This is a genomic window from Clostridium sp. MCC344 (assembly GCF_018785365.1).
Taxonomy (GTDB): domain Bacteria; phylum Bacillota; class Clostridia; order Lachnospirales; family Lachnospiraceae; genus Pilosibacter.
The window spans coordinates 133,888-158,691 of the sequence record NZ_WQPQ01000024.1; the positions used below are offsets into that span (position 1 = coordinate 133,888).

General features: G+C 46.0%; 33 protein-coding genes and 3 tRNA genes. 30 read left to right on the forward strand and 6 right to left on the reverse strand.

Annotated elements, in window-relative coordinates:
* Positions 1–4 precede the first annotated feature (4 nt).
* The 10 genes from GPK90_RS08615 (at position 5) to GPK90_RS08660 (ending at position 7,675) form a co-directional block, all read left to right on the forward strand.
* Complete coding sequence (locus tag GPK90_RS08615) at positions 5–478, forward strand: phage tail tube protein (RefSeq protein WP_215702756.1); 474 nt, start codon at positions 5–7, stop codon at positions 476–478.
* Between the two features lie 12 nt (positions 479–490).
* Positions 491–910, forward strand: a complete 420-nt coding sequence (locus GPK90_RS08620) for a phage tail assembly chaperone (RefSeq protein WP_252197394.1) — start codon at positions 491–493, stop codon at positions 908–910.
* A gap of 176 nt (positions 911–1,086) precedes the next feature.
* Positions 1,087–2,991 (forward strand): tape measure protein, encoded by a 1,905-nt coding sequence (locus GPK90_RS08625; RefSeq protein ID WP_215702757.1) that lies wholly within the window; start codon positions 1,087–1,089, stop codon positions 2,989–2,991.
* Positions 2,991–3,650, forward strand: coding sequence for a LysM peptidoglycan-binding domain-containing protein (locus tag GPK90_RS08630; RefSeq protein WP_215702758.1), 660 nt, complete (start codon positions 2,991–2,993; stop codon positions 3,648–3,650). Before GPK90_RS08625 ends, GPK90_RS08630 begins: the two co-directional genes overlap by 1 nt.
* A gap of 10 nt (positions 3,651–3,660) precedes the next feature.
* Positions 3,661–4,647 (forward strand): XkdQ/YqbQ family protein, encoded by a 987-nt coding sequence (locus GPK90_RS08635; RefSeq protein ID WP_215702759.1) that lies wholly within the window; start codon positions 3,661–3,663, stop codon positions 4,645–4,647.
* Entirely contained in the window at positions 4,644–4,925 is a 282-nt protein-coding gene (locus tag GPK90_RS08640; RefSeq protein WP_215702760.1) for a DNA helicase, read from the forward strand. The genes GPK90_RS08635 and GPK90_RS08640 overlap by 4 nt, the downstream gene beginning before the upstream one ends.
* Positions 4,925–5,308 carry a DUF2634 domain-containing protein gene (locus tag GPK90_RS08645; protein WP_215702761.1) on the forward strand — a complete coding sequence of 128 codons (384 nt, stop codon included), beginning with the start codon at positions 4,925–4,927 and terminating at the stop codon, positions 5,306–5,308. Before GPK90_RS08640 ends, GPK90_RS08645 begins: the two co-directional genes overlap by 1 nt.
* Positions 5,301–6,335 (forward strand): baseplate J/gp47 family protein, encoded by a 1,035-nt coding sequence (locus GPK90_RS08650; protein WP_215702762.1) that lies wholly within the window; start codon positions 5,301–5,303, stop codon positions 6,333–6,335. The genes GPK90_RS08645 and GPK90_RS08650 overlap by 8 nt, the downstream gene beginning before the upstream one ends.
* Positions 6,322–6,957 (forward strand): putative phage tail protein, encoded by a 636-nt coding sequence (locus tag GPK90_RS08655; RefSeq protein ID WP_215702763.1) that lies wholly within the window; start codon positions 6,322–6,324, stop codon positions 6,955–6,957. Before GPK90_RS08650 ends, GPK90_RS08655 begins: the two co-directional genes overlap by 14 nt.
* Positions 6,947–7,675: a hypothetical protein gene (locus tag GPK90_RS08660; RefSeq protein WP_215702764.1), complete on the forward strand. Its 729-nt coding sequence runs from the start codon at positions 6,947–6,949 to the stop codon at positions 7,673–7,675. The genes GPK90_RS08655 and GPK90_RS08660 overlap by 11 nt, the downstream gene beginning before the upstream one ends.
* On the opposite strand, the gene GPK90_RS08665 is transcribed toward GPK90_RS08660, so the two are convergent.
* A complete protein-coding gene (locus GPK90_RS08665) occupies positions 7,672–8,241 on the reverse strand; it encodes a hypothetical protein (RefSeq protein ID WP_215702765.1) in 570 nt (189 codons plus the stop codon). The two genes, GPK90_RS08660 and GPK90_RS08665, sit on opposite strands and share 4 nt — an antisense overlap.
* An 89-nt stretch (positions 8,242–8,330) precedes the next feature.
* Between GPK90_RS08665 and GPK90_RS08670 the strand changes: the two genes are divergently transcribed.
* The 7 genes from GPK90_RS08670 (at position 8,331) to GPK90_RS08700 (ending at position 13,494) form a co-directional block, all read left to right on the forward strand.
* Positions 8,331–9,326: a tyrosine-type recombinase/integrase gene (locus tag GPK90_RS08670; RefSeq protein WP_215702766.1), complete on the forward strand. Its 996-nt coding sequence runs from the start codon at positions 8,331–8,333 to the stop codon at positions 9,324–9,326.
* 151 nt (positions 9,327–9,477) lie between these two features.
* The gene (locus GPK90_RS08675; protein ID WP_215702767.1) at positions 9,478–9,768 is read left to right on the forward strand and encodes a hypothetical protein; all 291 of its coding nucleotides are present in this window, start codon (positions 9,478–9,480) and stop codon (positions 9,766–9,768) included.
* Positions 9,769–10,242: 474 nt separating this feature from the next.
* Complete coding sequence (locus GPK90_RS08680) at positions 10,243–10,980, forward strand: DUF4376 domain-containing protein (protein WP_215702768.1); 738 nt, start codon at positions 10,243–10,245, stop codon at positions 10,978–10,980.
* Positions 10,955–11,380, forward strand: a complete 426-nt coding sequence (locus tag GPK90_RS08685; protein WP_215702769.1) for a putative ABC transporter permease — start codon at positions 10,955–10,957, stop codon at positions 11,378–11,380. The genes GPK90_RS08680 and GPK90_RS08685 overlap by 26 nt, the downstream gene beginning before the upstream one ends.
* Positions 11,381–11,426: 46 nt before the next feature.
* The gene (locus GPK90_RS08690) at positions 11,427–11,912 is read left to right on the forward strand and encodes a phage holin family protein (RefSeq protein WP_118322109.1); all 486 of its coding nucleotides are present in this window, start codon (positions 11,427–11,429) and stop codon (positions 11,910–11,912) included.
* A 122-nt stretch (positions 11,913–12,034) separates the two neighbouring features.
* Positions 12,035–12,877: an N-acetylmuramoyl-L-alanine amidase family protein gene (locus GPK90_RS08695; RefSeq protein ID WP_182426738.1), complete on the forward strand. Its 843-nt coding sequence runs from the start codon at positions 12,035–12,037 to the stop codon at positions 12,875–12,877.
* A 344-nt stretch (positions 12,878–13,221) separates the two neighbouring features.
* Positions 13,222–13,494 (forward strand): hypothetical protein, encoded by a 273-nt coding sequence (locus GPK90_RS08700; RefSeq protein WP_215702770.1) that lies wholly within the window; start codon positions 13,222–13,224, stop codon positions 13,492–13,494.
* 135 nt (positions 13,495–13,629) lie between these two features.
* On the opposite strand, the gene GPK90_RS08705 is transcribed toward GPK90_RS08700, so the two are convergent.
* The 3 genes from GPK90_RS08705 to GPK90_RS08715 all read right to left on the reverse strand — a co-directional run bounded on the left by GPK90_RS08705 (position 13,630) and on the right by GPK90_RS08715 (position 14,391).
* Complete coding sequence (locus GPK90_RS08705) at positions 13,630–13,845, reverse strand: hypothetical protein (RefSeq protein WP_118529717.1); 216 nt, start codon at positions 13,843–13,845, stop codon at positions 13,630–13,632.
* A 74-nt stretch (positions 13,846–13,919) separates the two neighbouring features.
* Positions 13,920–14,234 carry a DUF3837 family protein gene (locus GPK90_RS08710; RefSeq protein ID WP_118529718.1) on the reverse strand — a complete coding sequence of 105 codons (315 nt, stop codon included), beginning with the start codon at positions 14,232–14,234 and terminating at the stop codon, positions 13,920–13,922.
* The gene (locus GPK90_RS08715; RefSeq protein WP_118529719.1) at positions 14,182–14,391 is read right to left on the reverse strand and encodes a hypothetical protein; all 210 of its coding nucleotides are present in this window, start codon (positions 14,389–14,391) and stop codon (positions 14,182–14,184) included. The genes GPK90_RS08710 and GPK90_RS08715 overlap by 53 nt, the downstream gene beginning before the upstream one ends.
* 225 nt (positions 14,392–14,616) lie before the next feature.
* Here GPK90_RS08715 and GPK90_RS08720 point away from each other — a divergent pair, with 225 nt between their 5' ends.
* The 8 genes from GPK90_RS08720 to rplT all read left to right on the forward strand — a co-directional run bounded on the left by GPK90_RS08720 (position 14,617) and on the right by rplT (position 19,226).
* Positions 14,617–15,537 (forward strand): AEC family transporter, encoded by a 921-nt coding sequence (locus GPK90_RS08720; RefSeq protein WP_118529720.1) that lies wholly within the window; start codon positions 14,617–14,619, stop codon positions 15,535–15,537.
* Positions 15,538–15,576: 39 nt separating this feature from the next.
* A complete protein-coding gene (locus GPK90_RS08725) occupies positions 15,577–16,146 on the forward strand; it encodes a hypothetical protein (RefSeq protein ID WP_118529721.1) in 570 nt (189 codons plus the stop codon).
* A 10-nt stretch (positions 16,147–16,156) separates the two neighbouring features.
* Entirely contained in the window at positions 16,157–16,771 is a 615-nt protein-coding gene (locus GPK90_RS08730) for a YcxB family protein (protein WP_118529722.1), read from the forward strand.
* A gap of 83 nt (positions 16,772–16,854) precedes the next feature.
* Positions 16,855–17,313, forward strand: coding sequence for a DUF6560 family protein (locus tag GPK90_RS08735; protein ID WP_215702771.1), 459 nt, complete (start codon positions 16,855–16,857; stop codon positions 17,311–17,313).
* A 115-nt stretch (positions 17,314–17,428) separates the two neighbouring features.
* Complete coding sequence (locus GPK90_RS08740) at positions 17,429–17,743, forward strand: DUF1540 domain-containing protein (protein ID WP_118322093.1); 315 nt, start codon at positions 17,429–17,431, stop codon at positions 17,741–17,743.
* A gap of 368 nt (positions 17,744–18,111) precedes the next feature.
* On the forward strand, positions 18,112–18,606 hold the full coding sequence (gene infC / locus GPK90_RS08745; protein WP_118298421.1) for a translation initiation factor IF-3: 495 nt from the start codon (positions 18,112–18,114) through the stop codon (positions 18,604–18,606).
* A 27-nt stretch (positions 18,607–18,633) separates the two neighbouring features.
* Positions 18,634–18,831 carry a 50S ribosomal protein L35 gene (gene rpmI / locus GPK90_RS08750; RefSeq protein ID WP_021906099.1) on the forward strand — a complete coding sequence of 66 codons (198 nt, stop codon included), beginning with the start codon at positions 18,634–18,636 and terminating at the stop codon, positions 18,829–18,831.
* Positions 18,832–18,869: 38 nt separating this feature from the next.
* Entirely contained in the window at positions 18,870–19,226 is a 357-nt protein-coding gene (gene rplT / locus GPK90_RS08755) for a 50S ribosomal protein L20 (RefSeq protein ID WP_118298422.1), read from the forward strand.
* Between the two features lie 587 nt (positions 19,227–19,813).
* Here the strand turns inward: rplT and GPK90_RS08760 are convergent.
* A tRNA-Leu gene (locus tag GPK90_RS08760) sits at positions 19,814–19,897 on the reverse strand.
* 192 nt (positions 19,898–20,089) lie between these two features.
* On the opposite strand from GPK90_RS08760, the gene GPK90_RS08765 reads away from it, so the two are divergent.
* From GPK90_RS08765 to GPK90_RS08785, 5 genes are all read left to right on the forward strand, one after another.
* Positions 20,090–20,173: transfer RNA gene (locus GPK90_RS08765), tRNA-Leu, on the forward strand.
* Positions 20,174–20,649: 476 nt separating this feature from the next.
* Complete coding sequence (locus tag GPK90_RS08770) at positions 20,650–21,231, forward strand: FAD-dependent oxidoreductase (RefSeq protein WP_215702772.1); 582 nt, start codon at positions 20,650–20,652, stop codon at positions 21,229–21,231.
* A gap of 24 nt (positions 21,232–21,255) precedes the next feature.
* A complete protein-coding gene (locus GPK90_RS08775) occupies positions 21,256–22,521 on the forward strand; it encodes a nickel-dependent putative hexonate epimerase (protein WP_215702773.1) in 1,266 nt (421 codons plus the stop codon).
* 171 nt (positions 22,522–22,692) lie between these two features.
* A tRNA-Leu gene (locus GPK90_RS08780) sits at positions 22,693–22,776 on the forward strand.
* 278 nt (positions 22,777–23,054) lie between these two features.
* Positions 23,055–24,242 (forward strand): pyridoxal phosphate-dependent aminotransferase, encoded by a 1,188-nt coding sequence (locus tag GPK90_RS08785; RefSeq protein WP_215702783.1) that lies wholly within the window; start codon positions 23,055–23,057, stop codon positions 24,240–24,242.
* Here GPK90_RS08785 and GPK90_RS08790 read toward each other — a convergent pair.
* Complete coding sequence (locus tag GPK90_RS08790) at positions 24,227–24,436, reverse strand: hypothetical protein (RefSeq protein WP_147352380.1); 210 nt, start codon at positions 24,434–24,436, stop codon at positions 24,227–24,229. The genes GPK90_RS08785 and GPK90_RS08790 overlap by 16 nt on opposite strands.
* Positions 24,437–24,804: the final 368 nt, after the last annotated feature.

The following is a 24,804-nucleotide window of genomic DNA, read 5'->3' on the forward strand; positions in this document are numbered from 1 at the left end:
ACAGATGGCAAATTATACACAGCTCAGTGATACCCTCGGTGGATCTGAAGGAAAAGGCTTTATCACCCGCAGCGGACAGAACCGTGAAATGTTTGAGATTTCGAAGATCGATGCGCATGTCACACTGACTGTTGCAGAGAAAAAGCTTCTCGGGCACCGCATGAAGCAGCATAAAGTTGTTGGAGCAACCGGAGAGGGATCCGGCACCTTTTATTTCATGAATTCTGATGCACTGAAAGAGTTCATTGGATACAAAAAGAACGGCGTTTACCCGGCATCTACACTGCAGTTCCTGAATGAAGATCCGCAGTCCACGGTGGGCCGGCAAACAGTGACGCTGTTCCATGTGATCCTAAAGACAGTCCCGGTCGCATACCTGGAAGACGATAGCGAGGACCCGATCACATTTGATTCTGATTTTACATTCGATGACTGTGACTGCCTTGAGGCGTTCCAGTTACCGGAGAATTTTAGATAAGGAGAGAAGACTATGGCAGATATGAAAGAAATGGATTTATATGGCTTTTTACATCCGGAAATAACTCCGGATAAAGAGATTATCGTATCCAGCCGTTTTAAAACAAAAGGAGGGGATCCTCTTCCTTTTGTGATCAGACCGCTGACACAGGATATCTGTGATGCGATCCAGAGAGGCTGCATCAAGACGGATAAGAAAGGGAACCAGACATTTGACCGTGTGAAGTATGTAGCGGAGACAACAACGGCCGCAGTGGTGTTCCCGGATCTGAAGAATGCCGAGCTTCAGAAAACTTATGGCGTAATCGGAGAGGTGTCTCTTCTCAAAAAGATGCTTTACACAAATGAATATGATCGTCTGATCGATGAGGTTCAGACGCTATCTGGTCTGGAGAATTTCGACGATTTGAAGGATGAAGCAAAAAACGCATAAGGCATAATGATCTGGAATTTTGTCTGGCTCATTATGCCCTGCAGAAACTGCATATTCTCCCTGAAACACTGGCAACGATGCCGATTAGGGAGAAAGCAATTGTATTAGCAAGTATTGAACTTCGAATTGAGGCGGAGAAGAGAGCTGCGAATAAGCATTAGGGAAGGAGGAATCACATGGGAGTACTGAGAGCAGTGTTTGAGTTGCAGGATCGATATTCATCGCGAATCTCGAAAATCATGCAGGCCTCCGACCGGGCGGCAGCATCGATTGAAAAGGCGAGTACGGCGGCCGATAAAGTCAGTACAGGACTTGATAAGGTAGGAAAATCAGGAACAAAGGCTGGGGTAGGATTAAGCGGAGCAGGCGCGGGTGCCGACAAGACCAAGACGAAGATGAAAGGGCTTGGCGATGAGATGGAGCGGACAAAGAAAACTGCTGATCGAGTTGCCAAAGCTCTGGCGGGTGTCTTCGCTGTAAAAACTGCTGTCGATGTTGGAAAAATGCTTGGTTCTGCTTCTGATGCATATGCAAATGCAAATACCAGGCTGAACCTTGTGAATACGGATGATTCCGGGAATGCTATCGACCCGAGTTTCCAGAATAAGGTCTACGCCTCCGCGCAGCGTTCCAGGGCATCTTTTGAGAGCACAGCGAACGGAATTGCCAGCCTGGGCTTAAATGCCAGCAGCGCCTTTAAAAACCAGGATGAGCTGATTGCCTTCGTTGAGTCGATCAATAAGCAGTTTGTAATCGGTGGAACAGAAGCCGGAGCTGCGGCAGGAGCCATGGTCCAGTTAACCCAGGCGATGGGATCCGGCGCACTCCGTGGCGATGAGCTGAATTCCGTCCTGGAAGCAGCGCCGAGCATTGCCAGAAATATCGAAAAATACATGGGATGGGCGGAAGGATCCATCAAGAAGTATGCCGAGAAAGGCATGCTGTCGGCAGAGATGGTAAAAAATGCCCAGCTTGCGGCGATGGATGAGATTGACCGGAAGTTTAATTCTATGCCGATGACCTGGGCACAGGTCTGGACAAGCGCCATGAACATGATCCAGAAAGGATCAGCTCCGTTCTTGACGGTAGTCGGTTGGCTGGCGAATAACATGTCGATCATCGGGCCGCTGCTCTTGGGATTAGGTGCGGCGCTTGCGGTATACGCAACATTTACCTATGGAGCTGCGGCAGCCCAGTGGGTGCTGAATGCGGCGACAGCGGTGTGGAATGCATTGTGCACGATGAATCCAGCGGGGCTCATGATGATAGGAGTCATAGGCTTGATTGCAGTCCTGTACGCCGGTGTGGCAGCGTTTAATAAAATTACTGGTGCTTCGGTTAGCGCAACGGGAATTATTGTTGGAGCAGTGTTTACAGCAGGGGCAGTGATTGGAAATGTCTTCATTGGAACCTGGAATCTATTCACAGGAATTGTATTTAACGTGGTGAACGCATGCATCTCGTTTGCTGAGTTTTTTGCCAATTTCTTAAATAATCCGGTCCTTGCAATTGTGAACCTGATCACTGATCTTGCCAAATTTGTGGTGGGAACCATGCAATCCGTGGCTAAGGCCATCGATGCAGTATTTGGATCTAATTTATCTGGTATTGTAAGTGGATGGTCCAGTGCTGTTGATAAATTCAAAGGAGCAATCAAATCGGAAGGACAGATTAGCTTTGATCGTGTCGATACAAGTAAGTATCAGATGAATCGGATTTCGTACAGTGATTCTTTTAAGAAAGGTTATGACTGGGGATCCAACGCAGCCGGTAAAGCAACCGATTTCTTTAATGGCGGTGTCGGATCTTCGATCGGAACCGTCGGGGATCCGGCTGTCGTAAAGGGAACTGAAAAGAATGGCAGCATCAAGGCGTCGTTGGAAGATGAGGATATTAGCTATCTGAAGGAACTTGCAGAACGTGACTATGTTGCGAGAATCGCCCAGAATACACTGGCGCCGAACATCGCAATCACATTTACCGGGGATATTCACAAGGAAACGGATTACGAGCAGATCGGACCGGCAATCGCTCAGATTCTTAGAGATGAACTGGAAACAGCACCGGAGGGATTATACTGATGAGCTACAGCGTGTACATCAAATACAGGAGTAAACGGTATAAGCTTCCGGTGAACCCGGAAGAAATCAAGAAGAAACAGAAGCTGAATATTGAGAAATACCAGGTGCTCGGCAGCGGACAGGTAAGCGTTCCAACTTACCAGGCATTGAATGAGTATAACTTCGAATGTGAACTTCCGCACCATGAGATGCACTATATGGAACCGGGCAGCCGCGCGGATCCGGACTGGTACATTCGAATGCTCACGAAGGCACAAAAAGAGAAAACGCCGGTCCGGCTCATTTATTCCAATGGCATGACGGATGATGAGTCGGTGATGGTGCTGGTGGAATCCTGTGAAATTTTGGAAAAATCGGGAGAAGAGGGGGATAAATATCTTGCCCTCTCGTTCCTTCAGTATCGGAAACCGTCAAAGAAATACCGCGCGGTTGTGACACCGGTAGCGACGGTGGCCCAGCCAGAGACACCGCAGCCAACGAACCCGGCAGTGGAGGAAGGAAAGACATATACTGTGCAGAAAGGAGATTCCCTCTGGAAGATCGCAAAACAGTTCTATGGGAATGGGGCGCAGTATTCGAAAATCGTAAGTGCGAACGCGGATAAGATCAAAAATCCAAATTTGATTTATCCGGGGCAGGTATTCACGATTCCATCATGAGGAGGACGTTATGCAGCTATGCGTGGAAAATAATGGTGTGATCTATGAAATATCAGAAATGTGCTCGGAGCTTAGCTGGCAGGACAAATTGAATTCTGGCGCTTCCGTCCTGGAATTTACATACTTGTATGACGGAGAACTGATGATCAAAAATGGAGATGTCGTCCGACTCACTAATACCAGTGAGAAGGATGGCATCTTTTTCGGAGAAGTATTCCGTGTCAGTATGGGTGAAGACCGGCGGGTGAAAGTAAAGGCGTATGATCAGTTACGACGCGGAAAGTCTAAAGATATCATTCCATTAAAAGGCGGACAGGACAATGTGGTATCTGTTACTCAGTCGATGTGCAGATATCTGAATCTAACGGCCGGGGATATGCCGACAGGAATTTCATACAAAGTTCCAAAGGATAAAGTAAAGTACCAAGACACATGGATTGATGTGATCTATGAACTGATCGGAGATACCCTTCTTAATACAAAAACTGCGGATAATCCGCAGGGAGAATGGTATCGTTTGGCGGACGTTTACGGAAAAATCCGGTTGGATAACCTCCGGGACCTTCAGCTCCCTTTGGTACTTGGTGATGATTCCCTAGCATATGGATACAGCTGGGAGAAGTCCATCGATGATGAATTTTACAATGTGGTGAAGATCTCCTGGATGGATGAGAAGAACGGAAAGGCGCAGACCACCCAGGCTGCAGATCAGGATTCAGTAAATCGATATGGAAACCTACAGTATTATGAGCATGTTTCGGATAAGAGCGCTGACGCGGGAAAGCTTCAGGAGAAGGCGAAGAAGCTTCTACAGCTATATAACCATGAGAAAGAAACGATAAAGCTGTCCTGTATCGGGGATCATTCTGTGAGAGCTGGATGCAGTATTTATGGCAGCATTGCAGATATCGAACTGGACCGGCGTGTGATCGTAAAAGAAGTAACACACAAATATTTGCCGACGCACACAATGGAACTGGAGGTGATTGCCCAATGATGCTGACGGAAGAATTGAAGAAAGTGATGAGCGCATTTCTGAACAATCAGAAACTGCCCGCGATAATTGTGGGTACCTATGACGGATCCGGGGTTCGGGTGAATGAGAAGTTCAAGATCCCAGCGGCACAGCTTTCTGGAAACATGAAAGCGCAGCTGAGGACAGGAGATAAGGTCCGCATGATTGCGGGAACCGGTTGGGAGGAATTTTACGTATTGGAGATCATTGAACGGCGTCTGGCCTTCAAGGAGGAAATAAAAGAGGAGGCGCTGAAGTAATGGCTTTGACATCAGATACCAGAATTCAGAAACAGACATTTTCAAATCGGAGCTACAACGACTCAGGCACCTGTATTCGTGGAATGGTAAATGATCTGGAGGCACTGGGGCAGGCAATCCGGAAACGACTCTCGACGCAGCAGTTTGAATATCCGATCTACAGCTTCAATTATGGAGTGAACTGGCGGGACCTGATCGGACAGGATCAGGAGTATATTCGGGCTGAGATGCAGCGGATGATCCGGGAGACACTGCTGCAGGACGACAGGATCAGCGATGTGTCTGGCTTTTTGTTTGAGTTTAAGGGAATCACCTGCGTATGTTCTTTTGATGTGTCGAGCATATTTGGTCAGTTACGGGAAGGAGTTGAGGTGAATGTTTGAAGATAAGACGTATGAAAATATCCTTCAAGGTATGCTCAATCGTGTCTCTAACGATGTGGACAAACGAGAGGGCAGTGTGATTTATGATGCCCTTGCCCCGGCGGCGTATTTTCTGGCAGATCAGTATTTTCAGCTGAGTAACTTTGTTGACCTTGTTTTCCCGGACACAGCGGTCGGAGAGTATCTGGACCGTGCCGTTAGCGGATATGGAGTGAATAGAAAAGTTGCAAGCCCGGCAGTTCGGAAAATCGTAACATCCGGAGATGTTGCAATCGGGACAAGATGGATGATCAGTGATGTGGCATATCGGATAATCGGTCGGATAGATGAAAATGTCTATGAGGCAGAATGCGAGACAGCAGGGAAGATCGGAAATACATATTCGGGCTCTTTGGAGCCGCTCTCAGCAGTTTCGAATGTGACCGCAGAACTGATGGACATTATTACTGATGGAGCCGATGAAGAGGCAGATGAAGCGCTGAGAGAACGTTTCTATGAGAAGGTACGGAATCCAGCGACATCGGGAAATAAACATCATTACAGACAGTGGGCTCTTGAAGTCCCTGGCGTCGGAGATGCGAAAGTATTTCCTCTTGATTCTGGAGATGGGACATTAACAGTACTGATTGTAGATGTAGACAAGGCGAGAAACCCTTCGTTGGAGCCTGCCGTGCGAGATTATATAGAAACGGTTCGTCCGATCGGAGCAACGGTCACGGTCTCAAGTCCGACAATGAGGTCTGTCAATGTGTCAGCGAATGTGATTCTGGATGGAACAAAAACGTTGGATGATGTGCTTGCTATGTTCAAGAGCCAGTTCACGGAGTATTTGAAATCGTTGGTTTTTGTGGAGTATCGTGTCAGCTATGCGAAAATCGGAAGTCTTCTTCTCAATATTGAAGGAGTCCAGGATTACGATGATTTAAGGCTTAATAATTCCACCGGCAATATCATAGTAGGAGAGAAAGAAATTCCTGCGATGGGTACGGTAAGTCTGGAGGAGGTGCATACAATTGCGGCTGATTGAGGTCTTACCAGATTATTACGATGATAACAAAACGATGCAGGAGATTCAGGGAAATCTATCGCAGGAGTCGGATAACTTGGAAGATGGCCTTGCAAATACCTTAAAGGAGATATATTGGACAAGTGCTACGGGAAAAGGATTGCTCTCAAGACATGAGAGAATATTCGGAATTATCCCTGATGCAGGAAAATCAGATCGTTACCGGAGAGAAAAAATTTCAGCAAAAGCGGCAGGGGCCGCGACCACATTGGTGGCACTGATCCGGAATATCGCAGAAAGTTATACCAATGCAGCGGTAGAGATAAAAGAGGATAACCCGAAATACAGAGCAACGGTTCGGTTTACGGGAACATCGGGAATTCCTGGGAACATTAAAGACATCAAAGAGAGTATCGAAGAAGCGATTCCATGCCATATCAGGATATTGTATGAGTATATTTTCAACACCTATGGAGCTGTTGGAACCTTCACGCATGAACAGCTTGCTGCATTTACTCATTATAAGATTCGAAATGGACACTTGAAGACCAGAATCATGGAGATGGGGACTTATCAGCATATCGAACTTGGGCAGCTGACTCATGATCAGATTACGAAAGGAGATTTACCGAATGGCAACTAACACAACAAATTATGGATTTAAAAAGCCAGATGAAAGTGATTTCTATGACGTGGCGGATCAGAATAAAAACTGGGATCTGGCAGATGAAGCACTGAAAAATCTGGATACGCCGACATTTGAAGACTATACTGGATCAACCGCAGTTCCGTCAGCAACGGATGCAATCGATCAGATCAAATCGAAAGGAAAGCTGGGGACACTCTTATCAAATATCAAGGCTGCATTTAAAGGGGCTTGCTTAATTGGCCATATTGTCAATAACTGCGTGACCGACAATGCCGGATTGCCGTTATCAGCGGCGCAGGGCAAGATCCTGAAAGACCTCTACACTCAATTGTATAGTGACAAGGCCGATGTATCTGCTTTGAATTCATATGCTACGAAAAGCGAACTAACTGCATCTAAAAACGGATACCCAGGTGTTAAGACTATCAAAAGTCTTAGCTCTGCCTGTCAATTGACGCAGGCGGGTTCTTATCATTTTGAAGCGATTACTGCTGACGTCAATAAGGATGCTGGGACAGAAATATTTTCAGAGTATAATATGGGGGATTTTTATGCTCTTTTGCTCGGAGAAGATAGCAATTCAAATGACGGATGTAACTTTGGCACATTATTGATTGCTTCTCCTCGCATCAATAATGGAATTTGGATCTGCACAATCTGGCAGAAAAAAATGATACATTGGTATAAAATTGCGAAAATATCAACTGATTAGGCAACACAAAATACTGCTTCCCCACAAAATGAGCTTCCTGATGGAGTTGTTATACCAGCATTAGTCGACCAGTTCCATAAATTGATATCGCCGCTTGTTGTAAATGCTAAAATTCTCGATTCATTGGACTGCTGACGCAAAATAAGAGATCTACACTCAAAGTTTGGGCGGAATCCATTGGGAATAACTCCTAATTTTAATACATTATAACCAGATACTTCAGATGTTGTTGTTACTGTAATATGCGCAACTACGATTTTCCCATATTTATAAAACTTGATGTATGATTCATCAGTGACATTTTGCTTCGACTGTAAAGCTGCGGAAGAAACAACGAGATCTGACTTTAAAACATAATCGGATAACATTGATATTGTCGCAAGCCGATACTGTTCCTGCCATGTATTATTTCTCAATATTGTAACCGCGGCACTATTTTTTTCTAAAATAAGCTGGTTTGGACCATCTGGGGTATCAATAATTATTGTTGCAAATCGTCCATCACTTTTTTGCCAATTAACGTAACCACCAATCATTTCACCGCCAATAGAAATTTTTTTCCCCATGTCACTATACAATTGAGTATGTGTTCTGGGTAAATGCCCTATCAGAGCCTCCATCCTTTACAATGAAAAGCGAAGGAAAGGAGGCTTTTATGATAGAGCAGATCATCAAAAACGTACTTAATGAGATGACATCACGGCTGGATCCGGAGCAGATGGAGCATCTCAGCAATGTACTCTATTTGAATTTTCATGGAAAAGAAATTCAAGAAGAGCACACAGAGTTGGTTGACACAGGTGAGGATGGAGACGAGGCAAAAATCCGGATGTTCGTGGCCAGCAAGATTGCCATGAACAGGAAGCGAAAAACGTTGCAGCATTATGTGAAGGAAGTTCGGAATGTTCTGGCGTTTCTTGGGAAGAGCATTGACGCAGTGACGGGAATGGATCTCCGGATGTACTATGGATATATGAGGGAAAAGCGTGGAATCAAAGCAGTGACAATGCAGACGAGATTGCACTATTTATCCAGCTTCTGGGATTTTCTCATCACAGAGGAGCTTGTCAGAAGCAATCCCGTGAAAAAAGTGGGGACGTTAAAGCTTGAAAAGGAGATCAAGAAACCATTCTCAGCTGAGGAAATGGAGCGTTTACGTGATGCCTGCCCAGGAGTTCGAGACAGGGCGATGATAGAATTTTTATATTCGACCGGAGTCAGAGTTTCAGAGATGGCAGCGTTAAATGTTGGCGACATTGAAATGGGAAGACAGGAACTGATCGTATATGGAAAGGGGAGCAAAGAGCGAAAAACTTATCTGACAGATTCAGCGAAGTTTTACTTGAAGAGATATTTAAAAGAGCGAGATGCAAAAGATTCTGAGCCGCTATTTGGCGCGGAGCATCGTCCGGATCAGCGGTTGACGGTGGCTGGAATCCAGTACATGCTTCGGCAGCTGGGTGCCCGGGCCGGAGTTGAAAAAACACATCCGCACCGATTCCGACGGACGATTGCCACGGATTTGCTTGCGCGTGGAATGCCAATTGAGCAGGTAAAAGAGTTCCTTGGACATGAGAAGCTTGACACGACCTTGATTTACTGTACGGTCAAGGAAGAGCAGGTAAAAGCCAGTCATAGAAAGTACGCGTAAAGTCATAGAATAGTCATAGAAAAAGGCGGGCGGCAACGGTCGCTTATTTGTCATGCGCAGAGGTATGGCTGCGGGAGTCGGCAGATCTGACAGACCGGCTTAATTGTATAGTGAGATGAGCACTCTAAATAATCTGGTAAAAAAATCGTATATGTTTAAATGGGAAGAAGTCTCAATTACGATAGGTTCATTAAAAGCGAACGGTGGTGAAGTATTTGGGAAAACATATAACATTCCGGAATCCTATTTTGAAAATAATAAATGGACTACAGCAGCTATAACCGGTTTCTACCTTAATGGAAATGGGTATACAAATTGTTCCGTTACAGCTTGCAGGGTCATAGGAAAAAATGTACTATATTCTGTAAAAAACATGGGATCAACCGATTTAAGTGATATTGAATTGAGAATCTTTACTATGTTTACGTTGGCAAATGGATAGCTCCTAAAATTACCCAGAAGGAGTTTCTTCAATGCTTGACCAGTTCCATAAGTTTACGATTTAGTCTTTGTAAAAGAAATATTGTGCCATCCAGTCCAGCTATTAGCGTCATTATATCCATTATAAAAATTCACGTATAAAGATTCTAACGAAGTCGGAAGAAAGAATACAAAAATCCAATTTCCTGCTGGATCTTTACATGTTAAAGCCATTCCATATGTAGCAATTGGTAGATTTCTCGTGTTAGGACCGCATGACATAAACCCATATACATTCTCATTGACAAATAAAATATCATTGTATGGGTGATCTCGTGTGATAAATACTTTTTTCGACTCACTATACAATTGAGGGAAAAGAGAAAAATCCACTCATAGAGACAAAAGTCAATTGAAAATTATATTAAATTCGAAAATTCAGCTCCCGTGAGGGAGCTTTTTATATACAAAAAAATAAATCATGGAGGTAAAAATCATGGAAAAAATCAAAGTCAAGAGTAAGCTCTACGAGATCCGGAGCATCCAGACAATCGAACCGCATGTGTTGCAGATCGTTTTCACAGGTACACCGCCAACAAAGTGGAATGGTGACATTGTGCTTTACACGGCTGGAGACATCGAATGCGCAACGCTGGCTGGATGGACTACAGTTTATCGTGACGAGGGTCAGACAGTCTATCTGTCAGATGATGGCAGCGTGTACCAGATACCGGATCCGGATACTGGTGACGAGATCCTTCCGCCGGAACCGTATGTTCCGACGCTGGAAGAACTACAGGCAGCGAAAAAGCGGGAAATCAGTCAGGCATGTGAGACTGCCATCTATTCCGGAGTCGATGTGACTCTTACGGACGGATCCGCGGAGCATTTTAGTTTGACGGAGCATGATCAGCTCAATCTCTTCGGTAAGCAGGTACAGCTTGCAGCGGGCACCACTGAGCTTGAGTACCACGCGGACGGTCAGCCGTGCCGGTACTACAATACCGCTGACATGCAGCTGATTATTTCCACAGCTATGCAGCATGTGAGCTATCACACAACATACTGCAACGCAGTTAACATGTGGATTAGTGGTACACAGAGTACAGATGAGATCCAGCAGATCTATTATGGCGCAGATGTGCCGGAACAGTACCAGTCAGACGTTCTCAAGGCATATATTGCAACAGCGAAAGAGAGTGCAGGTGATGAGAATGCACAGGCTGCTGAATAAATATCTGTTCTTGCTTGATGTTGGCGGTCTATTGTACATACTGATCGAGCTGATCTGGCGCGGCCGGAGCCACTGGACTATGTTCCTGCTTGGAGGAATCTGCTTCATCTATCTGGGATTGATCAACGAGGTCCTTCCGTGGTCTATGCCGCTCTGGCAGCAGATCCTGATCGGCGCGATCGGGATCACCATCTTGGAATTTGTCACTGGCTGCATCGTAAATTTGTGGCTCGGCTGGGGAGTCTGGGACTATAGCGGGCTTCCAGGCAACCTCTTGGGGCAGATCTGTCCGCAGTACTTTGTGTTGTGGCTGCCGGTGGCGCTGGTCGGGATTGTTCTGGATGATTGGATCCGGTACCGAAAGTTCGGGGAGGAACGGCCACACTACAGACTGATCTGATGGACAAACATACAATATAGTAAGGAAATCAAAAGGAGAAATGAAAATGAGCAAAGGTACATGTACAACAATCCAGCTGCTTGCAACTGGAGTAATCGCTTTTTTGTCTGAAAAGTTGGGAATCACATTTTATTTGCTGGGGCTGCTTGTCTTTTTAATGGTCGTTGACTATATCAGTGGGATGATTGCGAGTATGGTGGAAGCGATTGATCATCCGGGAGACACATCATATGGTTGGTCCAGTAAAAAAGGAGCAAAGGGAATCGCAAAGAAGATCGCATATTTATTTGTGATCACTGTGGCAATTGTAATTGATTACATCTTAGCAAAGACATCTGGAAATCTCGGATATCATTTGCCATCTGCGATGCTGTCCCTTCTTACAACGGTGTGGTACTTATTGAATGAAGCCTTATCAATTACAGAAAACGCCGGTCGCATGGGTGCACCGGTACCTGAATGGCTGATGAAGTACATTGCAGTTCTGAAAGATAAAATCGATAGCAGCAATGAAACAAATCTGAAAGATTAGAAGGAGGTGATCCATCTATCTCCCGTCACGGCCCGGGATATGACCGTTGCGACATCGCAACAGATTTGGTCCAGGAAATGCTTCTGGACCTTTTGCTTTCAAAAGAAAGGATGTATAATTACATGGTAAGAGTCGGAAGTGCAAGAAGCAACGAACACGGTGGAATCACCGGTGGCAAGCCAGGTGATCAGAAGGGTGGAGCTGAGGTCAGCATGCAGGCATGGTATCTCCACAGCAAGGGCTGGATTGTGATTCGCGCCAAGGATCCGACAGCCCGTGAGAAGATCGCAACGAACATGGAAGCCGGGTGCCGGAATAATCATATCGGGTATTGTCAGACCCATAGAACGACCGCGACGGCTGCTGCTAAGCCTTTTGGTTATGATTTATCAAAAATCACAAAAGAGGTGGAGACAGACTGCTCTGAACTTGTGAGAGTGTGCTGCCTGTACGCAGGAATTCAAGTGGGATGCTTCTCTACAGGAAATGAAGTGGCAGCGTTGCAGGCAACAGGGCACTTTGAGGTTTTAAGAGATGCCAAGTATTGCAGCTCTTCAGAGTTCCTCATGCGCGGGGACATCCTCGTTACGAAGACAAAGGGGCACACGGTCGTGGTTTTGGATAATGGAGATAATGTTTTGCCGGAACCTGAAAAAAAATCAGGATGGCGGCAGGAAGCAGGAAAGTGGAGATACTACCATGGCAATACTGGTGAGCCGATATGCAATGATTGGCACAGGGATCCGGATGGACGATGGTACTGGTTTGATGGGACGGGGGATATGGTTGTAAATACATGGAAAAAGAGCAAAAATAAATGGTATTACTTAGGCTTTGATGGTGCAATGGTCACCAATCGACTCCTGCAGATTAACAGCGAAATCTTTGCTTTTGGACCAAACGGCGAGATGCTGGAAGGAACGTTCACAATTAAGACCAATGCGCGAGGTGCCATCGAATTATAGGGGTGGAAAAGCTGTATTTATTGCCAGATTCGTGTTGCATTTCGTGTTGCATAATGGCGAAAAAGAGCGTTTTTGGGAGAAAAAACAGTAAGAAATAGGTTTATAAAATTCCTGCGAAACCTGCATAAAATAAGGAAAAACGCTATTTATGGAGCTATCATGGAATCTATGGTTATGGGTTCGATTCCCCTCAGGTCCACTTATAAGAATCTCGAGAAATCCAGCGTTTATGCGGGGTTGCGGGGTTCTTATTTTTTTAAAGAAACAGGATAGCTGATTGACAAACTCAGCATTATCCCGTACACTTTTATTACAGAGAATATAAAAAGCAAAGGAGAACTCTTATGAAAAAACGGGGCGATTACTTAAAGAAAGCATATTATCACTTAATGAAGATCGAACAGAAGAAGAACAAGATCTTCGGAGTGGAAAACTACGGCGAGATCAATGCGGAATTAAACCGCAAGTTCGCGAAAGGCGAGTATTTTGATTCCAGCGAAGTTTATGTTGAAGATGGTTACCTCTGCGTAGGCGAAGGTTTCTTCCGCCTGTCCGGAAAAGAGCAGGACGCTCTGATCGAGTATCTCTGCCCGGAAGATGACAGCACAGAGAAATAAAAATGAACCTTTTGCGTAACGGGAAGTTATCACGACAGTCGCCAAGGTCTCGCGCAAGCGCGGACTTTGGCTCGTTATTCGCGTAAACAAAAAAGACCGGATCCGTTCTTTACGCAGGATCCGGTCTTTTTGCAATTATAAAATACAGTTTAAATTTTTGATAAACGCATCTTTATCGGAAATCTCCGCGGCGTCAGCGAGAAGTTCGGCAATCCCGTTTACGGTCTCCTCGTCAGCTTCGAAAAATTCTGCCCATGCGTAAAACATGCATTTTAAATGCTCCATTTCATCCTCGCCTGCTTTTGCCAGCGCGATCATTTTATCGAGAAACTCTTTTTCAGTAATTCCCATCGCTGTAAACTCCTTCCATTATGATCCGGATCCGGATCAGATTATGCGGCTGACCTGGCTCGCGGCAGCCACACCTAAGATTCTTCATATCCGAGTTTCAGGGTGATCAGTGAGTCGTCATCCAGAACCTCGCCCTTCTTATAGATATAATCGCGGATCAGAACCTTCAATTTCTCATTGACGGCCGGACTTGAAAAAATAGTATCCGGAACTGACTTTACGAACTCTTTGAGCCCCATTCCTGCAGTTCCCACCGGGCATGGGAGCGAAGCCTCGCGGCATGCCATACCAACTGCACAGGATAATTCCATGTGATTGATCAGCCGTGCCGGTGTCTCAAAGTTTTTGATCTTGATCTTCACGGACATCGGAACAAGCGTATGTACCATCGGCAGGATCTCCTTTCTGCCCCTCGCGGTCACGGACCATCTTCCAGATCAGGTCATGCATCCACTGGACAGTCTCCTGAAGCTTTGAATTTTCTTCTTTCAAACGGGCAATCTCGGCTTCCAGTTCCTGAATTTTTGCATCTTTTTCTTCGGACATGGTAAAAAACCTCCCTGAAAACTGTATGAGAACAGAACAAGTATAACATCAGAACAGAAAACTGTCCAGTGCGGGAAAAACGAAATCGCTATGTGAAATCACTCTGGGATATGGGATCAATACTTTTCCGGATGGAAAAGAGTGATTGATTCGATCGCGACTTTGAGATATAATAACCTTTGTTTATATTTCTGCCAAAAAGACATAAAAAGAGGGACATGAAAAATGAGTGCAGTATTATTGAAAGCGGGATGTTTTTTTCTGATCATCCTGATGGGATACGGTTTAAAAAAGATTGGTCTTTTGCATCAGACGGATCTTCCGGTCTTCTCAAAACTTGTCACAAAGATCACACTGCCGGCGGCGATCATCCATAATTTCGGCCAGGCGACCATGGATGTCTCCATGCTGGTGATCGTATTGATCGGCTTCCTGTGCAGCGGCGCGTACGCGGTGATCGGCTACGGACTGTTCGCAAGGGGAACGAGAGAGCAGAAGGCCTTTGGTCTTGTGAATGCTTCGGGATATAATATTGGATGTTTTACCATGCCGTTCGTCCAGGGATTTTTAGGTGCGCCCGGCGTGGCGTGCACGAGTCTCTTTGATACGGGAAACGCGGTGGTCTGTACCGGCGGTTCCTATGCAGTGGCGATGTCAGTTGCCGGAAAAGGAGGAAACGGGGATAAACACCAGATCCGCAGGATCGTGGTGCAGCTTTTAAAGTCGGTTCCTTTTGACTGCTATGTGATCATGACGGCGCTGACCATGGCGGGACTCCGGCTTCCGGTCTTTGCGGACCAGGTTGCTGAGACGGTGGGAAATGCCAATACATTCCTTTCCATGATAATGATCGGTCTGGGGCTGGAATTACATATGACGAGAGAACAGACAGGCAGTGTGGCGAAGATCCTGGGAACCCGCTTCATGATCTCGGCGGTCCTGGCGGTCCTGTTTTATCAGTTCCTTCCATTTTCCCAGGAGATCCGCAGAACACTTGCGATCTTGATGTTTGGTCCGGTATCGGCGCTCGGAGTCGCGTATACGTCCATGCTTGATGGAGATATCAATCTGGCCAGTGCAGTGAACTCGGCATCGATCATTCTGGGGATCGTGAGCCTGACAGCGGCGATCATTGTCTTCCAGTAATAGTTCTGAAAAAATAGTTGCGACACAAGGAGGAATAAGATGGAATTACGGAATGAAAAGGATGCGAGGTTTATCATCCGGCACCATGTGACGGAAGAAAAGCTGCTTCATCTGGAAAAAGGAGTCCGGAAACTTGGTTTCCAGTCCGGCGGAAAACGCATCATGTCGATCTTTCTGGGAGTGTTCCTGCTCTGCATGGCAGCGAAGGCGATCGTCGGAGGCACGATCGGGGATGCGCTGATGATGATCGGGATCCTTTGTGCCATGGGCTTCCTGTTCGGCGGATATGCGCTCCTCAAAGGTTGGATGGATGCGAAGAAACAGATCCATCTGCAGTTTGAGGCAGGAAAGATGGATGACAATTACCAGTGGGAATACCGCTTCTATGATGACGGATATGAGGTTGTCGGAAAGAATGAGAAATCCCGTGTGAAGTACGATAATGTGGGACGTCTCATCGATATGTCCGGCATGTATGTGATCGTGGAACGCGGAAATGTGGTCCGGTATTTCATGAAGGATGACGCGGTGCAGGGAAATTCCACGGAACTTGCAGGTTTCCTCACGGAAAAATGTCATCTTCCGATGGAACAGCTCACGGTACGATAGGAGGTGCAGGATGGAACCAATATACGCAGTAAGATCAACATATGATGAAGATATGTTTTATCATCAGGTCGTGGCATCCAAACCGAGGATGATGCCGAAGGAAGAAAACGGAAAGAAGATCCGGTTTCAGCTCCCGGATTTCGGACTGAAGGATACATTGATGGCGCTTCTTGTGGGAGCAGCTGTTTACATGGCGTTCGGACAGCTTGAAACGTCTACGAGGATCCTGCAGGCGGTGCTCTGCGGCCTTGTGGTAGCGGTGGTCTTGAGACGAATGAATGAGAGACAGAACGGGGAGACTTCCGGGAAAAAGACAAATTCGATATCGGCAGATAAAAATCAGGCTCTGCAGCTTCTGGAGAGTTCCGGCTTAAAAGGAGAGCGCTGCACCCTGAATTTCTATGAGGATACCTTTACCGTGGAGCGTCCGGGGATCATCACGGAGTACCAGTACGAAGGGATCGCATGGATCAAGGAGACCAGCAAATATTATATGATCTTCTGGAACCGTTCTCTTGCGATACCGGTGGAGAAAGCCGGTTTTTACCGCGGGAAGAAGGAGACTTTTGGAGGCTTCCTTGAGAAACGCTGCAATAAGGTGATCGAGAAAGTAAAAAATGCGTAAATGGATCAAAACTTCCTGCCTGGGACAGGGACTGTGCGGGATGAGTGATCTGCGCGAAAAATAAAACGGAGAGGATTGTGGGGATGAAGATCAAGAAAGAAGAGAAGATGCAGATCGAGAAACTGCCGACACTCAAACTGAAGTATACGTTGGTGGTGCCGTTCATGGGGATCGTGGATGTATTGACAATGGGGAGCTTTTTTATGAATCCGGCAGCGGATGGAAAACCGTTTATCAAGGCATTCTATGTTATCTGCGGGATCGCTGGTCTCCTGTTTGCTCTTTGGGGGCTTTTATGGAAGACTACGATCGATGGAAAGACGATCCGGGTGAATCCTGTGATCGGAAGGAAAAAAGTGGTCCCATTTACGGATCTGAAAAAAGCGGTCGTGTATAAGAAGAAAAAGACGGGTTCGATCGTGAGTTATGAACTGATCGATAAGAATGACAAGCCGATCGTTACGATCTATCCGCTCATGAAGGACAGCAGCACGCTGATGGAACGCCTGAAGAGACTGAAATATCCGATGGAAGAGGCGTAAAACAGGCAGAAAATAACGACTGTGTGGTGCAGATATGCCAGAAAAAGGTTCCGTGGTGAATAATCCGGGACCTTTTTGTTCATAATGATCTCTGAAAAGAAAAGGAGGTCATGTTATGACAAAACTGGACTGTACAGTGACAACATGTGTTCACAACGCGGAAAAATGCTGCTGTAAAAATACGATCCTCGTGGAGGGCGCACAGGCGAGAAACTGCTGTGATACCTGCTGCGGGAGTTTTGAGGAAAATCGCGGAGGTCTTTTTAAGAACCTCTTTAAGACACCGGAATCGAAGCTGCAGGTCGACTGCGATGTGATGAACTGCCTTTACAATGATGACCGCACATGCCGGGCAGAGCGGATCACGATCGCCGGTGACGGGGCTATGGCGGTCGGACAGACAGAGTGTGCGAGCTTCAGGGAAAAATAAAAAAAGGAAGTGACGGGACGCAGCGGACATGGAATCCGGCTGCGTTCTGTGCGTTCCGGCTTTTTCACGCGGCTTATCGACCTGATACGGAGAGCGCGACGTCTGATGATTTTTTTTAAAGAAAGGGATTGACAAAACGGGATTCCTATAGTAAACTTACATAAGTTGTGAGAACAACTGACAGGAAAGCAGGTATCCGCCTCACCCTGGCACGAGTAAGTGACCCGGGTTCATAGACATCGGTTTTTATCATGCAGCAGCATGCCAAACCAATGCAGTTACGAGCGGATAGTTACCTATCTGCTTTTTCTTTTCTATCGACATATGTAGAGTATGAGAGTTGGAGGTGTACGGCTATTAGCGAGTTAATGATTAACGAGCAGATCCGTGATAAGGAAGTTCGTTTAATTGGAGAAAATGGTGAGCAGCTTGGAATCATGTCTGCAAAAGACGCTTACAAAATGGCGAGAGATGCAGAACTGGATCTTGTAAAGATTGCTCCGGCAGCGAAGCCGCCGGTATGTAAGATCATTGATTACGGCAAATACAAGTATGAGATGATCCGTAAGGAGAAGGAAGCGAAAAAGAAGCAGAAAACGGTTGAGGTGAAGGAAGTTCGTCTTTCCCCGAATATCGATACAAACGATCTGAATACAAAGATCGGATCTGCGAGAAAGTTCATCGAAAAAGGCAACAAGGTAAAAATTACGCTTCGTTTCCGCGGTCGTGAGATGGCTCATATGAACCAGACGAAGTATATTCTGGATGATTTCGCTGAGAAACTTTCCGATATCGCTGTTGTCGATAAGCCTTCCAAAGTAGAGGGAAGAAGCCTGGTAATGTTTTTAACTGCAAAACGATAAGGGAACAATTTTAAGGAGGAAACAACAATGCCTAAAATGAAAACAAGCAGAGCAGCTGCAAAACGTTTCAAAAAGACCGGAACTGGTCAGTTAGTGAGAAATAAAGCTTATAAGTCCCATATCTTAACTAAGAAATCCACAAAGCGTAAGAGAAATCTTAGAAAAGACATCGTTACCGATATCACAAACAGCAAGGTAATGAAGAAGATTTTACCGTATTTATAATTTGTTTTCGGAATTAAGATTAAGGAGGAAATTAAGCAATGGCAAGAATTAAAGGTGGCTTAAATGCCAAGAAGAGACATAACAGAGTGCTCAAGTTAGCCAAAGGTTACAGAGGAGCTCGTTCCAAACAGTATAGAGTAGCAAAGCAGTCCGTAATGAGAGCTTTAACAAGCTCCTACGCTGGCAGAAAAGAGAGAAAGAGACAGTTCAGACAGCTCTGGATCGCTCGTATCAACGCTGCAGCTAGAATCAACGGTCTTTCCTACAGCAAGTTCATGTTCGGCTTAAAGCAGGCTGGTGTTGTTATGAACCGTAAGGTATTATCCGATATGGCTATCAATGACGCAGAGGGCTTTGCAAAGCTTGCTGAGTTAGCAAAAACAAAACTGGCTTAATTGTCAGTGAGATAAGAGAAAACCTTCCTGATAGAGTGATCTGTCGGGAAGGTTTTTGTGTTTGCGGGGTGTCTGCTGCTGGGTGTTGGTTTGAAAGAGAGAAGTGGGTTGATTCATAGTGTCGGAAGGTATGGGCCGGTGAGACTCCGGGCCTGGACACTTCGGGATTCCGGGAGGGTTCCTCTAACCCCACAGAAGAATGCTAAGGACGGAGAACTGCGGACACAACTCGCTGCGCTCAGACAAGTGTCCGCCGCTCTCCAACGCATTCTCCTGCAGGCTAAGAGGAAACCAGCTCCCGGGATCAGGCGGCCCATGCCCGGAGCCTCACCGGCGCTGTGTGTTGGCGGAGAGGATGCCGACGCTGCGCTGGGCTGGCGGTGGGAATGTTTGCAGCTTTCAAACGGTTTCCCAGAGGCGACGATCCAAGTCTGGAGCTTTATCGGTGATGGGATGGCAGTGAAAGGAATAGAGGGGAGGGATGATCGAGATGCGTATTGCACTGAACGGGCGAATTGGTGATGGGAAGTGCCATCGGAACTTTCTACTAAACAAAAAAGGCTTAAGTCTTTCGACTTAAGCCTTCGTGCAGAAGAAGGGACTTGAACCCTCATGATATTGCTATCACACGGACCTGAACCGTGCGCGTCTGCCAATTCCGCCACTTCTGCATCTCGTCAGATGACGTATCTCATTGACAAAATATATTATAGTATAAGGGAATGGATTTGTCAACAGTTTTTTGAATATTGCTAAAAAAATATTTTTTTTAAAAAATTCAAAAAAGTACTTGCCAAACATGAAAAGGTGTGGTATATTAATATGCGTCGGTGAGAGATACAAAATCTTGAAACACCCGATACGCGGAAGTGTCGGAACTGGCAGACGAGCAAGACTAAGGATCTTGTGGTGGTTACATCGTGTGGGTTCAAGTCCCATCTTCCGCATGAAAGACTCAAGTTGAAAGACTTGAGTCTTTTTGCGTTGTGGCGGAAAATCTTCTTTCCTTTTTTAGCCGAGAGTGGTAAGATTATACACATCAACAAAAACTTTATTTCTAAAAAGTTCATTGCCTGATTTCCCAGGCGTCTGTGGTATTCGAAAAACGAAGAAAAACTGCGGCACCTGATTTTGATGTGGATATAATATATCGTCAATTAGAGTCCGATCATGCTGATAAATGAATGTGATATAAGAGCGGAATCCTGGATTTGAGTGGGATTCCGCTCTTGCTTTACTATAGTAGAAAAATTTTTTCTGGAGAAGGTAAAAGGGAAAAGCAGACTGAACATAGCTGAGAATGATAAAACGATGAATCAAAATATCTTTAAAGATAATTTACGGACAAGTATTTGAACTTGGAAAGAATGAATGGATTATGTATAATGGAAGAGGTGAATGAAGGAACAGGAGATGATGATATATGGGAGTGCAGGCACGAACGCTGGTGGAACAAATTGCAGATGAAATTATGAATATGATTCAGAAAACGCCATACCGGGCGGGAGATAAGCTGCCTACGGAAAAAGAACTCTGGTCAAAGGATCTGGGGTTCAGCTTCAAACGCTGCGGAAAAGTGCTGGTGGGAAAGACGGCGGAAGATCTGGAGACGTTAAAGAGAACGATTGTTCAGGGAGAAAAGAACGGTGCGTCTGAACTTTATCTTTTAAGCAAAGAAGAACTTCATAAACTCGTTCCGACTGCGGTGGGAGAGTTTGCCATGTTCTCGAAAAACTCGGGAATTGTGGATCCGTTTAATTATACGATTGCTCTGGCAGAGAATGCAGCACAGAATGGAGCAAAATATTTCTTTGATCATGAAGTGACGGGAATTGACCGCAAAAAAGATGAAACAGGGAATTTCTTTTATATGGTGACTACAAAGCACGGGATTTTTAAATCGCGTTGGGTGATCAACAGTGCCGGTCTTGGCTGCGGAAAAATTTCTGATATATGTAAGATTATTGCAATGGCTAAAATATGTGTGAAAAGGCAAAAGAGATGAATATACAATATGAAGGGAGAATAGATGATGATCTATGCAGAAAAATCAGAAGCGGCATTAGCGGATCATGAGTGGAAGAGAATATTGGAAACGTGGATCAGCCAGGTGAAACAGGGAGAGAAGATTCTGATCCTGCCTCCGGACATTACGAGATGCTATTCTTATGCGGGAAAGATTACCGCGTATCTGTATGAAAAATTATCTGGGGAATGCAAAGTTCGGATTATGCCGGCGGTGGGGACACACCGGCAGATGACGAGAGAAGAGAGAATCAGATTTTTCGGAGCAATCCCGGATGTGTGTTTTTTAAGTCATAACTGGAAAAATGACACGGAAGATATCTGCATTGTGCCGGAAGAGATTGTTTCTGAAGCGACCGGGGGAACATACAGGAGAGCGATTACGGCTGAATTAAACAGAAACGTTCTTTCAGGAGAGTTTGACCGGATCGTATCCATCGGTCAGGTGGTTCCCCATGAGGTGGTGGGAATGGCAAATTACACGAAAAACCTGCTGGTGGGAGTCGGCGGCAGGGACATGATCAACCAATCCCATATGATCAGCGCCATCTGCGGAATCGAGAAGATCATGGGACGGGAAAATACGCCGGTGAGACGGATCTTTGACTATGTCCAGAAAAATTTCCTGGATCAGCTTAAAATCACATTCATGCTGACGGTGACCTGTGAGAAACATCAGGATTCTGATCTCTACGGTTTCTATATCGGCGAGGAGCGGGAGACGTTTTCTGCGGCATGCAGACTTGCGGAAAAGAAGAACATCACCTGGCTTCCAAAACGGGCGAAAAAGATTGTCACGTGGCTGGATCCGGCGGAATTCGGCAGTACCTGGGTTGGAAATAAAGCGGTCTACCGGACAAGAATGGCGATCGCGGATGGAGGAGAACTTCTGATCCTGGCACCTGGGATAAAATCCTTTGGGGAGAATGAGGAGGTAGACTCCTGTATCAGAAAATACGGTTACAGCGGCACGGAAACGATACAGAATGCCTATGAAAATGGGGAGTTCAACGGAATCGAGATGGCGGCGGCCCACTTGATCCACGGCTCGTCGGACGGTAGATTTAAGATCACCTACGCGGCAGATCCAAAACTTATGCCGGAGGAGATCATGAGATCCGTGGGCTATGAGTGGACCGATATCGGGCCGATGATGAAAAAATACCAGCCGAAGGGAAAGGAAACGGGCTGGTATGAGGACAATGGGGAAGAGTATTATTTCATCAAAGCCCCAGCGGTTGGACTGTGGAGAGTAAAGGGAGAAGCGTGAGAAAAAACTATGGATAAAGTTAATTGATAGCTATCAGTTATACAAATTGTACAAATAAAACATGCTATTAAAAAAATAAAAAAAGTTTAAAAAAGTACTTGCCAAACATGAAAAGGTGTGGTATATTAATATGCGTCGGTGAGAGATACGAAATCTTGAAACACCCGATACGCGGAAGTGTCGGAACTGGCAGACGAGCAAGACTAAGGATCTTGTGGTGGTTACATCGTGTGGGTTCAAGTCCCATCTTCCGCACGAAAGACTCAAGTCGAAAGACTTGAGTCTTTTTGCGTTACAGGGGGAGATAAAGTTTCGCTGATAGATAAAGATGAAAACAATATAAGAACGGAATCTCTGACTAAGGTAGGATTCCGTTCTTTTTATAAAATTGTAAATAAAAAGAAATATGCCACGCGGATCAGTTGTGGTAAGATGATACTAGGATAAAAGACCGCAGGGCCCGCAAGTGCGTAATTGCTCAGGAGGCAGCGGTATCATAAATGACAAAATACATCAGAAGAGAGGTTTTTCCTATGCCGGAATTAAGCAGAAGAGTACAGACATTTACGGACTCCGTCATCCGGAGAATGACGAGAATTAACGATATGACGCCGGGCAGCATCAATCTGAGCCAGGGATTCCCGGATTTTGATCCGCCGAAGGAGATCCTGGAGGCATTGAAGGTGGCGGTGGAACATGGCCCTCACCAGTATTCGATCACATTCGGAGCGAAAAATTTCCGCGATGCTCTGGCAGACATGTATACAAAGAAATGGAATCGTCCGATCGATCCGGATAAGGAGATCGTTGTGACCTGTGGAGGAACGGAGGCCATGATGGCAGCGATGATGACGGTGTGCAATCCGGGAGACAAGGTTGCGGTTTTCAGCCCGTTCTATGAAAACTATGGGGCAGACGCGATCCTCTCCGGGGCAGACCCGATCTATATTCCGCTTGTGCCGCCGGATTTCCATTACGACAGAGCGGTCCTGGAGCAGGCGTTTCGGGACGGAGCAAAGGCGCTGATCCTCTGTAATCCGTCGAATCCGTGCGGAAAAGTATTTACTATGGGAGAGATGGGGGAGATTGCAGAGCTTGCGAAGCGGTATGATGCATTTGTGATCACCGATGAGGTGTACGAGTATATTATTTATGATGGAAACCGTCATATTTCCATGGCGGCACTCCCGGGAATGTACGAGCGGACGATCACCTGCAGCTCGCTTTCAAAGACGTATTCCATGACCGGATGGAGACTGGGCTATCTGATCGGACCGGAGCGCGTGATCGAGGCGGCAAAGAAGGTTCATGACTTCCTCACGGTGGGCGCTGCGGCACCTCTTCAGGAAGCAGCAGTCACAGGCTTAAAATTTGGACCGGAGTATTATGAATGGCTGAAAGACCTTTATACAGAAAAGAGAGATTATCTCTGCGGAAGACTGGAGCAGATGGGACTCCCGCACACAACTCCGCAGGGCAGCTATTTTGTTCTTGTGAATATTTCTGGATTCCTTGAGAGACCGGAATTTTCCGGATGGACAGATCTGGAGTTCTGTGAATGGATGATAAAGAAGTATGGTGTGGCGGCAGTGCCGGGCTCCAGTTTCTTTAAGGAGCCGGTGAACAACTATATCCGCCTGCATTTTTCCAGAGGGAGAGAGACATTGAAAATGGCTGCTGACCGTCTGGAAAAGATGGCGAAGGATTACGGATTCTGCTGATCGTCTTTTTTGTTCCTGCCGCGGAGATATTTTAAGATCAGCGCGTAGCCGTAGAGCATCACCGGGATGACGATGACGCAGAAGAGAAGTGCCATGATGACATTTTCGGAACCTCCGGTGAATGTCAGGACGATGAGGGAGAGAAATACCGCGGCGATGATGAGGATTCCCACCCAGGCAAAAAATCGTTTCATATAAAAATCCTTTCGTGTGAGTTTCTTTGTCAATAATAGTAAGGATTCGCCTGTCCTCGATGGACGGCGAAAGGATTGCAGACCAGAAATCAACCGCGGTCAGTATTGTTCTGACGGGGCCGAGTCCGTGAAAATGCTGACTTTGGATGAAACAATCCTTTATTCAGTATAAATGATTTTACACACAGATTCAACCGATAATAGTAAGGATCCGTCTGCTCCTGATGTGGATGAGAACGGAGATTTAACAGCAGCGGCGGACAGGACGCTTGGCAGCCCGGCTGTCAGAAAGCAGACGGCCGGCAGATCTGTGCCGACAAGTCAGACTCTGTAAATGACTGGCTGCGGATCATAACGAACAGAAAACA